14 protein-coding genes are annotated in these 14,324 nt (G+C 54.4%); 2 read left to right on the forward strand and 12 right to left on the reverse strand.

Annotation, left to right across the window (positions count from 1 at the left end; genetic code table 11):
- Positions 1-315: 315 nt before the first annotated feature.
- The 12 genes from B157_RS0107640 to B157_RS0107695 all read right to left on the reverse strand — a co-directional run bounded on the left by B157_RS0107640 (position 316) and on the right by B157_RS0107695 (position 8,476).
- The gene (locus tag B157_RS0107640; protein WP_020602765.1) at positions 316-1,215 is read right to left on the reverse strand and encodes a UbiA family prenyltransferase; all 900 of its coding nucleotides are present in this window, start codon (positions 1,213-1,215) and stop codon (positions 316-318) included.
- Complete coding sequence (gene msrA / locus B157_RS0107645) at positions 1,216-1,860, reverse strand: peptide-methionine (S)-S-oxide reductase MsrA (protein WP_020602766.1); 645 nt, start codon at positions 1,858-1,860, stop codon at positions 1,216-1,218.
- A 41-nt stretch (positions 1,861-1,901) separates the two neighbouring features.
- Complete coding sequence (gene msrB / locus B157_RS0107650; RefSeq protein WP_020602767.1) at positions 1,902-2,396, reverse strand: peptide-methionine (R)-S-oxide reductase MsrB; 495 nt, start codon at positions 2,394-2,396, stop codon at positions 1,902-1,904.
- Between the two features lie 18 nt (positions 2,397-2,414).
- Positions 2,415-3,620 (reverse strand): type III polyketide synthase, encoded by a 1,206-nt coding sequence (locus B157_RS0107655; RefSeq protein WP_041951965.1) that lies wholly within the window; start codon positions 3,618-3,620, stop codon positions 2,415-2,417.
- A 13-nt stretch (positions 3,621-3,633) separates the two neighbouring features.
- Positions 3,634-4,194, reverse strand: coding sequence for a YceI family protein (locus tag B157_RS0107660; protein WP_020602769.1), 561 nt, complete (start codon positions 4,192-4,194; stop codon positions 3,634-3,636).
- Between the two features lie 146 nt (positions 4,195-4,340).
- Entirely contained in the window at positions 4,341-5,075 is a 735-nt protein-coding gene (locus B157_RS0107665; RefSeq protein WP_020602770.1) for a hypothetical protein, read from the reverse strand.
- A gap of 47 nt (positions 5,076-5,122) precedes the next feature.
- The gene (locus B157_RS0107670; RefSeq protein WP_020602771.1) at positions 5,123-5,599 is read right to left on the reverse strand and encodes a DM13 domain-containing protein; all 477 of its coding nucleotides are present in this window, start codon (positions 5,597-5,599) and stop codon (positions 5,123-5,125) included.
- 125 nt (positions 5,600-5,724) lie between these two features.
- On the reverse strand, positions 5,725-6,492 hold the full coding sequence (locus tag B157_RS0107675; RefSeq protein WP_020602772.1) for a DUF1223 domain-containing protein: 768 nt from the start codon (positions 6,490-6,492) through the stop codon (positions 5,725-5,727).
- A gap of 61 nt (positions 6,493-6,553) precedes the next feature.
- Complete coding sequence (locus B157_RS0107680) at positions 6,554-7,003, reverse strand: YHS domain-containing (seleno)protein (RefSeq protein ID WP_026308561.1); 450 nt, start codon at positions 7,001-7,003, stop codon at positions 6,554-6,556.
- A gap of 14 nt (positions 7,004-7,017) precedes the next feature.
- On the reverse strand, positions 7,018-7,431 hold the full coding sequence (locus tag B157_RS0107685) for a DoxX family protein (protein ID WP_020602774.1): 414 nt from the start codon (positions 7,429-7,431) through the stop codon (positions 7,018-7,020).
- A gap of 12 nt (positions 7,432-7,443) precedes the next feature.
- On the reverse strand, positions 7,444-7,962 hold the full coding sequence (locus B157_RS0107690; protein ID WP_020602775.1) for a hypothetical protein: 519 nt from the start codon (positions 7,960-7,962) through the stop codon (positions 7,444-7,446).
- Positions 7,963-7,975: 13 nt separating this feature from the next.
- Positions 7,976-8,476, reverse strand: coding sequence for a YHS domain-containing (seleno)protein (locus tag B157_RS0107695; protein ID WP_041951961.1), 501 nt, complete (start codon positions 8,474-8,476; stop codon positions 7,976-7,978).
- 326 nt (positions 8,477-8,802) lie between these two features.
- Here B157_RS0107695 and B157_RS36725 point away from each other — a divergent pair, with 326 nt between their 5' ends.
- The gene (locus tag B157_RS36725; protein ID WP_020602777.1) at positions 8,803-12,720 is read left to right on the forward strand and encodes a hybrid sensor histidine kinase/response regulator; all 3,918 of its coding nucleotides are present in this window, start codon (positions 8,803-8,805) and stop codon (positions 12,718-12,720) included.
- Positions 12,699-14,192, forward strand: a complete 1,494-nt coding sequence (locus B157_RS0107705; protein WP_052646978.1) for a sigma-54-dependent transcriptional regulator — start codon at positions 12,699-12,701, stop codon at positions 14,190-14,192. The genes B157_RS36725 and B157_RS0107705 overlap by 22 nt, the downstream gene beginning before the upstream one ends.
- Positions 14,193-14,324 lie beyond the last annotated feature (132 nt).

Below are 14,324 nucleotides of genomic sequence, written 5' to 3' on the forward strand. Positions count from 1 at the left end.
CGTTACTTTGCATAGGGAGTAGTTGGAGGGGTTTACGTTTAGCGACACAAAACTACCTCAACATCAGCTACTCCCTACTTTTGTCCTGTACTTAGCTTTTCGTCATAATGTTGATCATCTCGAACGCAGGCAAAAATTAGTCAGGCCGTCTTCGATAACCTTGCCCGCTGGCAGGTTGAAGGGTTGCTTAAATCTAACCATAAACTGCTCACAGAAGTAAATAATCTGAGTTATACAGAATCCCCAAAATAGCCCTATACGGTCTCAACTACTTTCCATTTTTGTATTTTCCAGCTGTCCTGTCCCCCACCCTGGTTAGTTCAGTCCCCAGAGAATTATAAAAAACAGGTTTAGCCCGATGCCCGCCAGCAGGGTCATTCGCATGGCCGACCGGTAATCGGCGGCATTGGGATTACGATGCACCCGACTGTACCAACGCACAAAATATACGGTAGCCGGAAGCAGGCAAAGTTGCAGGCCGTAGAAGGGAGCCTGTCCGCGAAAAAAGATGTAAAAGCCAATCATAGTCAGGGCAAACAGGATAGCCGTACACCAAAACGTACCCCGAATGCCCAGCAATCGACTCATGGTCAGGTCGCCCCGTCGGCCATCTTCGGCGTGTTGGTACACCTGCGTAATGGGGTAAACAGCCAGTATATTCAGCGAACAGAGCGTAGCCGCCAGCAGCAACGATGGCTGGAGCAGTTCCGCCACCGGTACCTGATTAATGGCCTGATAGGTAGCCAGATAGGTTAGCCCTCCCTGGCATGAACCCACAATCAGCCAGCTTAGTACGGGGTATTTTTTCAGCCGGATACGGTCGTAGCTGTAGGCTCTGGAGATGAGTCCGTATACGAGCAGATACCCCACAAACGGCCACCCTACCCCTATGCCAAGCAGCAACGCCAGCGCATCGAGACCCAGCGCCACCCACCACAAGGTTCGGTCGACGGGGGGCGGAGAGGCCAGCATCCCGATGCTGTCTTCGTCCTTATCGTAGTAGCTGTTATAGGCGTGACTGGCCGGATACAGCAACAGGTGAATAATTAGCACCACCGCCCAGGTTCGGCCCACATCCGGGTGGGCCGACTGGCTGAGGGCAAACCAGAAAACCGGCAGCAAAAAAAAAGAGAAGGGCACCCGCAGATGCAACCCTATATCCCGCAGGCTCATGGCCGACCGGATTTTTGGTGAACTATTTACGGGTGCTTCCATTTAACTATCCAATTTTAGTTTACCATGCATGGCCTTCCTTAGTTTTTCCACCTTGGGGAGCGACACGCGTTGAATGTATGGCTGATCGGGATGCAATTTGCAATAATTCTGGTGGTAGTTTTCGGCGGGATAGAACACCGTAAAAGGCGTTATTTCCGTTACCACCGGCCCGGCATAGTGTTTTTCGGCATTGACCCGCCGGATAGCCGCTTCGATTTCGGCTTTTTCGGCCGGGGTGCGGTAAAAAGCCACCGAGCGGTAATCGCGCCCGGCATCGGGTCCCTGCCGGTTGAGTGTAGTGGGATCGTGCCCGGCAAAAAAGGCCGTGAGCAGGTCCGTGTAGCGAATCACGTTGGGGTCATAATAGACCTGTACCGATTCGGCATGCCCCGTTCTGTCCGTGCCTACTTCCTGATACGTGGGGTTTTTAACCGTTCCACCGGCATAGCCCGAGATAACCTCCCGAACGCCAATGAGTTGATCGAACCCTTCTTCCTGCGCCCAGAAACAGCCACCGGCAAAGGTAGCCACTGCTTCGCCCGGTTTTAGTTTGGGCAACTTCGCCGGTGATGCATCGGGGGTTTGGCCCTGAACGTAACCCGCCAGTAAGCCGATACTGATGATAATGGATTGAATGAATTTCATGGTTTCGGGGCCTGAATAAGGCCGGTTAACAAAACAGACATTTATTTCTTGACAAATTCAAGGGCTACCCCGTTCATGCAGTAACGCAACCCTGTTGGTTTAGGCCCATCGTTGAATACGTGGCCGAGGTGCGCATCGCATACCGCGCACTGAACCTCTGTACGAACCATGCCGTATTGAGAATCGCGCAATTCTTTCACCACATTTTTACTGATGGGCGCGTAAAAACTTGGCCAGCCCGTACCGGACTCAAACTTGGTTTCTGACTGAAACAGAGGTTCGTGACAACCCACGCAGCGGTACTCACCATGCGCGTGATTGCTGGCCAGCGGACTGGTATAGGGGCGTTCGGTGCCCTGCTGCCGGGTCACGGCGAATACATCGGGCGACAGTATCATCTTCCACTCGGCTTCCGATTTCTCCACCCGACGGGGCGGTTTACCGCCATCAACGGGGCGGAAGGAAGCGGTTATCAGTGTGATAAGACCGGCAATCGCCAGCCCTGTCAGGTAATTAAACAAGGTACTACGTTTCATCTTTGTAAATCTAATATGTTAGTGAAAATCAACTAATTCAACGGGTTCGGATAGTGCGTAATGGTCAGCAACCGGCCATTCGACCTGCGCCACCAGCAACATCGATTCGAGCGTTAGTCCCGGCCCGAAGGCAATGCCGGCAATGGTTTGGGTAAACCCGTCGGGCATCGGACCGGTTGCACAGGCAGTAGCTTCGGCCAGTTCGTTCCAGATTGCTTTCAGCACGAACAGTACCGAGGCCGACGACATATTTCCGTACTGATCCAGTACATCGTAGGCATGGTGGGTCTTGGTCCGGTCAATCGCAAACTCGGTTTCGATCAGGTCCAGAATTCGCCGTCCGCCCGGATGCAGGGCAAAATAGTCGATGTCAGCCACCGCCAGCCCATTCTGGTTCAGGATGCGGTGCAGCACGTGGCCGATGTGGTGCCGGATCACGTCCGGCACCTGCTGGCTCAGCACCATATCGAACCCCTGATTACCAATCGTCCAGGCCATCTCGTCGCGACCGTCGGGCAGCAGGTCGCACTGAAACGACTGGAGCCGGAACGACTGATCGGGGTGGGCCTGTCCCTGCACCAATACCGCAGCGGCTCCATCGCTGAATAGTGCGTTGGCCAGCCAGTTCGATACCTCATTCGACTTCTGAAAATGAATGGTGCATAACTCAATACACACCACCAGCACGTTTGCCTGCGGATCGGCCCGCACAATGGCGTCCGCTGCTTTCAGGCCATTGAAAGCGCCGTAACACCCCATAAAACCAATCAGCAGCCGCTGCGTCGTTCCCGGCAATCCCAACGCTTCGACCAGGTCAATATCGGGGCCCGGCGCGTAAAATCCGGTACAACTCACCACAATCAGGTGCGTAACCGACCGAACCGCGAAAGCGGGGTAATTGGCCAGGCAATCCCGAACGGCCCGCAGGGCCAGTGGCATGGCCTCCCGTTTGTACACCTCCATGCGCTGCCCAACCGACGGAAAAGGCTCCAGGTCCGGTGTGTTCGGGTAAAAGGTAAATTCTCCGTTTGTCTGGCTGTAGTCCGGCAACACCGAGTACCGGCGACTTATTTTCGTTTGCCGATAGAGTGCCCCCATCCGTCGTTGCGCGGGTTCATCGAGCTGGAGCGCATTCGCCATAAAATGGGCCAGTTGCGTCTGCGCGTGTTCGTGCTCCGGCACTGCCGTGCCAATAGCATTGATAAAACTTCCGGGTCGATTCATGTACATAAACCTGTTAATTGGTCGCTACGGCAGTACCCGCCGACTGGGCCTGAATGGACAGGGAGATCGTTGCGTCGTTACTCATCAGCATACTACGACCGCCCACGTCGTAATCCCGCCGATCTATGGCAAACTCACCCGAGAATTGGGCCGTTTCGCCGGATTGACTAACCGTAAACGGAATCGTTACGGTGCGGGTCGTTCCCTTGAGGGTCAGCGCAAACGTACCCACGTACTTGTTAGCCCCTTTTTTCTCGATACGCGTCGACTTGAGACTAATTTTAGGGTGTCTGGCCACGTCAAAGTATTCTTCTTTTTTGAGGTGGTTATCCCGTAACCCGATGCCGGTATCGACGGTAGCGGCATCGACGCTGGCCGAAAACTGGGCTTTTTCGGGTGCAGCCGGATCAAATACCAGGCTACCGGTAAAGCCGCTGAATGAGCCATTCACATTTAACCCGGCATTACGGATTTTAAAGGCAACAGTAGCTTTAACAGGCTTCCAGTTTGGCTGAGCCATAACCGAAAAAGTGATGAACAGGGCAACAAGAAGAGAAAGAATGCACTTAGTCATGTGGTTTACGATTTGAAGTTTACAGTTTTTTATTTTTGGTTTGTATTCTTTGGCTTACGGTTCCAGGTTGGCTGATGCAACATGAACACTGTCTGTCATAAACTGCTCTGGTGACCGGCGAACCCTGAAACCTCCAACAAAAAACCTTAAAAATGATACGAAACGGCCAGCAGGGGCATGGCGTTTTTAGCCCGGAACCGGTCGTTCTCGAGCGTCAGTTTTCGCAGGGTGGTGTATTCATTGAACTGGAAGCCAAGGCCACCGCGTACACTCAATTTTGGCGTAAACCGATACCGGATGTAGGCTTCGGAGTTCAGACTCCCCCGGTCGCTGTCGCTGATGAGCAGCAGGTTGAACGCCGTTGGTTTTGCTTCCTGAGTCGTTCCACTCAGCGATGACCGCACGGGGCTGTTGGCCGTGAAGGTACCCCTCTGATTACCACCGAAACTAACCCCAATGGCATCGATGTTGAAACCAACCTCCAGTTTCCGGGATATTGCGTACTCCAGGTTGATACTGATATTGAGCGAGTTGATCTGGGTTTTGGAAAAGCGTATCGTGTCGATATTGGCAATGATATCCTCACTGAACAGGGCCACGATACTCTCAGTGCCGGAGGTCAGTTTGGCGGGGGCTGTCCGGTAATCGGTATTGCTGCCAAAGGCCGAGGTAAACCGCAGCCCGTAGCCAATCCGGAAGCGGTGCGACTGTCCCAGCCCGTGCAACCGGTTCAGCGACAGGGCAACGGTGGTAAAATCCCCTTTGGAGGCCAGACTCAGGTCGAGCACCTGAGTCGTCTTTTTAAAATCATGCGGATCACCCGACTGGGCGAAACTAAACACGGGTAAACTGAGCAATAGCAGGAGTCTAAGCGTTTTCATAGCGTATTGGAAAATGGATTTGACTGATTGGCAGATGAGACGGATACTTACTTAAGGGTGGCGGAGCCAAACAGTACGCCGAAGGCTTTGCACCAGATAAGCACCGTCTTGTGTTGGCTGGGGTTGTAGCTGGTGGGTAAATCGAGCGAGAAATTACCGGTCTGGGTGAGCTTCGACACTTCAAGGAAGTTGGTCAGGGCCACGTCTTCGGCCACATAGATCCGCAAATCCGGCCCACCTTCGGTCGAGAAATCAGTGAAGGTCAGTCTCCGGCCTCCTCCCTGTTCGTACACCTTCACTGTCCCTTTCACGACATGCACGGCGTTGACAAAAGAACCCTGCAGGAGTAGTTTACGGCCCGTAGTGTCGGTGGAAGCAATGGGGTTACCGGGCGTAGTGGTGCCGGTGGTCGTATCAGGAACCGGGTCCGCAGATTTGGTGCAGGCACTCAGCCCGGCAATCAGTAAGAAGGAAAACAAAACGCCCCATTGGCGTATCCGAAAAATCAATTCGTTTATAAACATGGCTTGGGTGGTTTAAGGATTAGTGAAGAGTTATGAGTGTAGAGCACAGAATAGTTTATGAGCGCAATTAATTGACAATAAGACAGTTAATGGTTACACACCCTGCACTATACATTCTACACTTTTCATTCCTTTAACAGGTTGATTTGCGAAGCGCCCCGAACATCCAGTTTTTGCTGACCCTGGACATAGGCGACTACCGCTCCGTTTCCGGCATCGAATCCGGCGGGTAACGTCAGGGTCGCGGTACCGGTGGTGGTGGCCGGTACCGTTTGGAAAACCCGGACAACGTTGTTGTGGGCTAGTTTCCGCCCGGCATTTTCGCCCCGCAGCACAGTCGTGTAAGCAGTTTTACTCACCAGGGCAATGTTCAGCACGGCGTTCGTGAGTTCGCCGTCGAGTTGGTAGGTGACCGTGCGGGTCGTTGTGGACGGGGCCGCTATGGTTAACTGCACACTAGCCGTAGCAGGATGACTCAGGGCGGAAGCCAGCCCGCTGCTTTGCTTTGCCCGATTTGAGCCGACAAATTCCTGCTGCCCGTTCACTACTTCCTGCGGAGTATAGGCACCATTTAACCCGAAATACTCGCCGTACTGGTACTGCCGTTGGGTAAACGCGTGATTGCTGAACGGGTCTTTCCAGCCCAGCCGGTCCCAGTAGTCGACGTGGAACGACAGCCCGATGATGTTACGATTCGTTTTGGCGGCTTCCGTAATGGTTTCCGTGAGCAGGTGATCGGCAGCCGGGCAACTCGAACAGCCTTCCGACGTGAATAATTCGACGACCGCTACCGGTTCGTGTTTGATGCTTTTGTCCGGTATGTAGCTGCTGACGACCAGCGTGGCACAGACTACGGCCAGTGATAAAAAGACTGCTTTACGTTTGGTTGACATGGTTTTGATTGATTACGTGATGAACGAGTAGCTAACCGGAGTCGGTTGGCCCGTTTTTGGGCTATTCTTTCGCATTTTTCAGTTTCGGCCAGTTCTGGTCAGCCTGCTGAATATTGTCAGCCTGACGCTGTACCCATTTAGTTTTCACCTTCGGATTGTAGTTGAGGTACAGTTTGTCGTCGACGATGGTCCAGGCTTCAGGGTCGGTGGGAGCTTTATGGCCTTGCGAAAGACCGTAGGCACAATAACCACCATACTGCGGCATATACCGGTCCGGGTCTGCTTTGAACGCATCACGATTGGCCGCGCTGGCAAACAGCCAATTCGTTTCTTTATGGGTGTAGCTGTAATTGGGGTTGCCTTTAACGGGTTTGTTCTCCGTGAAATAAGCAACCGGATCGTAGCCCCGGATGGCCTGATTGTCGGACGAAAATACCGCAGCCTCCTGGCCAAACGATAGGGTCACACTGAGCATCAACAGAGTAAGTAATTGACAGAAAACGGGTTTCATAGCAGACTGATAAATTAATTAGTTGGCAAAATCTTTCTGCGCCAGGTGCCAAGCATGGGGATCCAGTCGTGGCGGGTGATGGACAAAATGGTCAGGCAACTGGCGGCAACAACCAGGGCCAGTATAAACAGATACCCCCCATCGCCCTGTACCTCGATACCCAGCACCGTCAGGTGCGATACGATAGCACCCAGCATAACGCCCAGTCCCAGTCCGGCCCCAATCCAGGACGTGGCCGGAATTAAAATGAGGATGGAAGCAATCAGCTCAGCGATACCGGAACCGTAACGGCCCCAGGGTTCGATGCCCAGCGTCGAAAAAATATAAATACTTTCGGGCTGACCGGTAAACTTGAAATACAGCGTCTGGAGCATGATCAGAGCAGCTACCAGACGGGCAATCCAGAAAATAATGAGTTGAACGTTCATGGGTAACAGGGTTTAGGTAAGTGTTTGCGTTAATGAAGATTGGTGCTGTACGGTAGCGTAGGCGATACCAAAATTGGCCGGGATACGTACGTGCGGAAAAGTCTTTTCCAGTCCGATTCGGATAATAGCCGAATGATGGATGGCGTGTTCGATGTTGTAGAGCAGTTCCCGAAAAAACGTGGTGGTAATCGTCACGTCGGGTTCGGCATCGGCCGAATAGGAAGCCTCGAAGCACAGTATCCGGTCGTCGGTATAGGTCTGGAGCCGGCAAACCATCTGTTTCATGGTGTCAATAGCCACCTGCGGGTCATTTTCGAGTTCAGTCTGCCGCACCCGCTGGTCGTAGTTGATGTGACTGGTCCGGTAGCCCGTCAGGGCAATGGCGTAACACTCCAGGACGTGGCGGAGGTGCTTTCCGATAGAAGCCCCAAACAGCAGATCCAGCGGCTGGCTGAACTCTTCGGGGGTTAGTTGTTCGCTGATGGCGGTGAGCTGGCCAAAAATATCGGTTGAAATTTGCTGTAATCTCATGGGGATACGGCGGTTATTTGGCCAAAAGTGCAGCCCAGTTCTGATCGGCTTTTCGCAGAAGAGTCGGTTGATCTTTCTGCCATTTGGGCAGCGTGTTAGTAAACAGCGTATGGTAAAACAAATACAAATGCCCATCGCGTACCTCAAACGTTTCCGGATCGATGGCCACTTTCTCCCCACTGTCGCCCATGGCGTAGGCACACCAGCCCCCGTAGGCGGGTTCGTAGGCCGCTGGTTTTTTCAGGAACTGGTCGCGGTTGGCCGCCGAAGCAAACTGGTAGGTCACCCCATTATAAGTTGTGGCAAACTGGCCCGCCCCTTTCACGGCTTTATGGCTGACGAAATACGCAACCGGGTCGTATCCCTGAATAGCCACTCCTTTACTCAGGTTATATCCCTGAGTCCGGTTACGTTCCGTTTGAGCTTCGGCCGTTGAGAAGGTCAGCAGCAGTAGTATGCCTGCCACTATCAACGGCGCGTTCCTGTGAATGTGGCTTGTGACTGTCGTGAACATGATAGGTAGTACCTTTAGTGCGTTGATACGTTTCTGTATCAGCGTAGAAGCCAAACAACGTGCCATGCCGGGGGAGCGGGTCAAAAAGCCTTTCTAAGGCCATTCGGGGCGATTTCCCTGATACTAACGAGTCGGCCCCGCCCGTGCCAATAGCGACATTTCAGGATAATCCTGAAATATCGGGAGAATAGCCAAAAACCAGTCGGGACAGACGGTAGCCGATTCGCGGACAAGGCCCCGGAAAGGCCTATTCTGTACAAACCCGGAAAGTGGAATGAGAATTGTTATATAATCTCTGAGTCCTACCCATTCTTAACCAGTCATTTATGCAGCGAACAAGGGGTTTATACAGCGTCGTACTGGTCCTGACAATGGCCTTCTCCGTCCGCAGCCAACCGGCGGGCCTGCCATTCATCCAGCACTACGACCCCAACACGTACCGCGCCCACCCCGAAAGCCGGGCTATTGTTCAGGACGGCCAGGGTATGCTTTACGTAGGGAACCAGCACGGGTTGCTAACCTTCGATGGTAGCAACTGGCAACTGACCGGCGTACCGGGTCAGGCCGTTCGTTCGCTGGCCGTCGACTCCACCGACAGGCTCTACATCGGTACAGATACTAATTTTGGCTACCTCCGGGTAGATGGCCAGGGGAAGCATCGATACATTTCCCTGAGCGACAAACTGCCTTCCGGTCAGTTTACACCGTCGGCTGTTACCTGGATAACCTGTTCGGACAGAGGTGTTTATTTTGGCACTGGCAAAGCCGTTTATTATTACCAGCCCGACCGGGCCAACCCATTTAGCCAGTGGAAAACCACGTTGGGTTTTCAGCATGGCAGTTTCGTACAGAACCGGCTTATTGTACAAACAAAAGATGGGCGCGTTCTACAGGCCAGTGCCGAACCAGACACCCTTACTCCGTCAACCAGCACACTAACGGCAATGCCCGGTACCGACCGGCTTATCCACGAACGCATAGCGGCTGTGCTGCCCTACCCCAACAACCGACTCCTGTTCGTTACCTGCCAGGGTGGCTTGTTTCTCTACAACCCGAAGCAGGCTGCCCTCACTCCTTTTCAAACCCAGGCCGACGGCTGGCTCCACCAGGCACGGGTATTCAGGGCCATCTACGTCTGGAATGGCATGACGCACCGCTACATGATTGGCAGTGCCAAAGACGGGGTCAGGATTCTGGACGAACAGGGACACGAAATCCAGCGCATTACCGAAAGCAACGGCCTGCACCGAAATGCCGTATTAAGCCTGTTTTACGACCGCGAAAAATCACTCTGGGTTGGCACCAGCAGCGGCCTCGACCGCATCGAAATAAACCTGCCCGTCAGCCGGTTCGAGAGTAGCTTCAATGTGCGCTCTACGGTACGCGCCATCCGGCGGCACGAAGGCCAACTCTTTATCGGCACCGGACTGGGGCTATACAGCTGGAGTGAAGGCTCCCGTCAGTTTGCGCCCCTGCCCGGCACCGATGCCTCCTGCTGGTCGTTACTGACCGATGGTCCCGACCTGTGGGCGGGTGGCACGGGCTATCTCTGGCGGGTACGCCAGAACCGGGTTGTCGAAACGTTTCTTACCGACGACCAGCCGGTTACGGCCCTGTTACGCCCGGGCCACTACCCTAATCTGCTGCTGGCCACCTCTAGCGGGGGGGTCCGGCTCTATCAGCGTCAGCAAAACCAATGGCGGTACGCCGGTAATCTGGCGGCCATTCGTACCGAGTGCCTTTCGCTGGCCGAAGCCAGGGATGGCACCATCTGGATTGGCACTCACCGGGATGGTTTTTACCAGATAAAACCAGTGCAGGCACTTAGCACCACCACGCCCGTTCAGCACTTCACCACCGACAGTGGGCTGGGGACAGTAAACTGGAGTTATGTTTTTACCACCTCCCTGGGCCTGCATTTCGCGGCTGGCGGTCAGTTTTATCGCTTTCAGCCCACCACGAACCGTTTCATTAGCAACCCTACGTTTGGCCCCATTCTGAAAGGGCTTCGGGCGGACGCCCCTTTTCTGGCCGAAGGCAAGGAACACAGCCTGTGGTTTGCCAATCCGCCGGTGGTGTTCCGACCTGAAACCAGCAACAACTGGAACGCGGACACCCTCAGTCTGAAACCCATTCGGCAGGGAGGCTACGTGGTATATCCCGAAGCGAATGGACTGGTCTGGCTCGGCAATGACGAAGGGCTGTTCCGCTATGATGGGGAACAAATGGTGATGCCCCCCAATTACCCAGCCCTGATTCGGGCAGTACGCCTGCTGGCCAACGACTCGCTGGTGTACGCCGGTAGCGATACGTCCCGACAAACGCGCCTTGTTCTGCCCTATCGGTACCGGGCCGTATCGTTTCAATACGCGGCTACCAGCTACGTGGGCGAAGGCGGTAACGAGTTCCAGGTGCGTCTGGTGGGTGATGCCCAGATGGCCAGCGATTCCGTCTGGTCCGACTGGGCAGCGGGTCGGTGGAGCCGCGAAACGCAAAAAGACTACACCAACCTCCCCGCCGGTAACTATACCTTCTGGGTGCGCGCCCGCGACCCCTACGGCCAGCTCAGCCGCGAAACCCACTTCGCGTTCGAGATTGCCCTGCCCTGGTACCGCGAACCCTGGGCGTATGTCGTGTATATTTTGCTGGCCGCCGGGCTGATTGCCGCTTTAGTACGTTACTACACCCGCCGGCTTACCCTCGATAAAGTAAAACTGGAAACACTGGTGGATGAGCGTACAGCCCAGGTGGTTGAACAAAAAGAAGAGCTGATGGCGCAGTCGGTCCGGTTGCAGATGGCGAAAGAAACGGCCGAATCGGCCAACCGCGCCAAAAGTGAATTTCTGGCCAACATGAGTCACGAACTTCGCACACCACTCAATGGCATTTTGGGCTTTGCCCAGATTCTGCAACGGGATACCAATTTGAACGGGAGTCAGTTACGGGGTCTTGGGGTTATCCGCAGTAGTGGCGAACACCTGCTCACCCTCATCAACGAAGTGCTGGACATTGCCAAGATTGAAGCCCAGCGGTTCGAGTTTCAGCGGGCACCCTTTTTACTCCCCGACCTGTTGCAGAAAGTAGCTATTTTCTTCCGGTCACGGGCCGAACAGAAAGGGCTTACCTTCCTCTACGAGGCCGAATCAAAACTTCCGCCATCCGTGGTAGGCGATGAAAAACGATTAATGCAGGTACTGAATAACCTGCTGAGTAACGCGGTGAAATTTACCGAGCAGGGGCAGGTGACCCTGGCCGTGAGCAGTCAGGAAATAAGACCCGGTACGTTTCGGGTGGTATTCCGGGTGAGCGATACGGGAATCGGTATTCCCCCCGACCGGCAGGCGGAGATTTTCCAGCCTTTTTATCAGGTGCACGGTCAGCGCCAATTCATTGAAGGAACCGGACTGGGACTGGCCATTTCCGACAAATTAGTCGGCCTGATGGGGGGCAATCTAAGTGTCGACAGTACACCCGGACAGGGCAGCGTGTTTACCGTAAGCCTGCCACTCACGGCATCCTCGCCGGGTACGGCTATCCCCGACCAACCTGCCCGCCAGTGCATTACCGGCTACGAGGGCCCACCAAAACGTATTCTGGTGGTTGACGACCACGTCGATAACCGGCTGGTGGTAACTGCCCTGCTGTCGTCGCTGGGGTTTATCGTCGACGAAGCGGTAGACGGGCAACAGGCACTCGATAAACTACAGGAACAGCCGTTACACCTGAACGACCGAACGACTCAACCGCCCGACCTGATTTTGATGGACCTGGTGATGCCCACCCTCAGTGGATTTGATGCGCTGCAAACGCTGCGTCAGTGGCCCGAACTGGCCCACGTAAAAGTAATTGCTTTCTCGGCCAACGTATTCGAGCAAAATCAGCAGCGCAGTCTGCGCGAAGGCTTCGATGATTTTGTGGCCAAGCCGGTCGATGTCGATAACCTGCTCGATAAAGTAGGGCATCACTTACAGCTAACCTGGCAGTGTCATCAGGAAACGCCACCGGAGCCGAACGCCAATGGTCATCAGCACGACCTGCTGCTTCCCCCCGCCGACCTGCTCGAAGGACTGCTTGAGCGGGCCAATCAGAGTGATATTAAGGGTATTCTGGATAAGTTGACTGTCATTGAAACGACAGACGCTGCTTACCAGCCTTTTGCCCGGAAAATACGTCACTGGACTGATGAGTTTGATACCCGTTCTATCCGCACCTACCTGACCGAATGCCTAACGACTGCCTCATGACAACAACGGCTGCCAGTATTTTAGTCGTGGACGACACGCCCCACAACATCAGTATTTTATTCGACGCCCTCAGCCATTACGGCTACCAGGTACTGACCGAACGCGATGGGAAAAGTGCCATCGAACAGATACGCTACGCCCGACCCGACCTCATTTTGCTGGATGTGATGATGCCCGGCATGGATGGTTTCGAGACGTGCCGACGCTTGAAAAGTGACCCGGATACCGCCGATATCCCCGTCATCTTTATGACGGCCATGACCGAAACCATCGATAAAGTCAACGGCTTCAACATGGGGGCGGTCGATTATATCACCAAACCGTTCCAACTGCCCGAAATGATGGCCCGCGTACAAACGCACCTCACCCTCAGGCAGTTACAGCGCGAACTGGAGCAGACCAACGCCCAACTGGAGGAGCGCGTGGCGGAGCGAACCCAGGCATTGACCACGGCCCTGGCCCAACTCGATGCCTCGAAGAATCAGCTACAGGCCGAAAACACTTACCTGCGCGACGAGATTAAGGAAACGGGCGGTTTTGGCGAGATTGTTACGCAGAGTCCTGCCTTTACGCCCATACTCCGAAAAGTGGAACAGGTGGCCCCTACGCCCACCACGGTGCTGATTCTGGGCGAATCCGGCACGGGTAAAGAACTCCTGGCGCGGGCCATCCATCAGCACAGCCCGCGTAAAAACCAGCCCATGATTAAGGTAAACTGCGCGGCCCTGCCCCCTAATCTGTTTGAAAGCGAACTGTTTGGCCACGAGAAAGGCTCGTTTACCGGGGCCGTGAATCAGAAAATCGGCCGCTTCGAACTGGCCAACAAAGGCACTATTTTTCTGGACGAGATCGGGGAGATGCCCCTCGACTTGCAGGTTAAGTTGCTGCGCGTGTTGCAGGAGGGTGAGTTTGAACGCGTGGGAGGCACCAAAACCATCAACGTGCAGGTACGGGTCATTGCGGCCACCAACCGCGACCTCGAAACCGAAGTGCAGGCCGGGAACTTCCGGGCTGATTTATATTATCGACTCAACGTTTTCCCCATCCGAAGCCTGCCCCTGCGCGACCGTAAAGATGACATTCCGGTGCTGGTTCGCCATTTTTGCGACAAACACGGTCCGGCCATGAACCGGCGTATCGAACAGATTCCTACATCGGTTATCAACACGCTGATGGCCTACAACTGGCCCGGTAATGTCCGGGAGCTGGAAAACATTGTGGAACGGGCGTTGATTGGTTCGCCCGGTCGTCAGCTTGAACTGGGCGACTCACCCGGCCTCGACCGAAACAGTGCCCTGGCCCGGTCGGTGTCGCCCCGCACCCTGGAAGAGTGCGAACGGGAACATATTATCTCGGTGCTGGAACAGACCAAATGGAAAGTCAGTGGCGAAAACGGAGCCGCCCGGATTCTGGACATTATCCCGACTACGCTCGAATCGAAGATGAAGAAGCTGGGCATCGTGCGGCCGTAGGAAGGGCGTTTGATCGCTGCCACGCCTAACCAGACTGTTGGTCCGAACTCCCGAAATATCGTCAATGTCAGGTAGGTAGAAAAAGACACTATACTCACAATAGATTAACAGTCAGCAGGTTTACAATAAAAT

This window comes from Spirosoma spitsbergense DSM 19989 (assembly GCF_000374085.1).
In the GTDB taxonomy this organism is placed as follows: Bacteria; Bacteroidota; Bacteroidia; order Cytophagales; family Spirosomataceae; genus Spirosoma; species Spirosoma spitsbergense.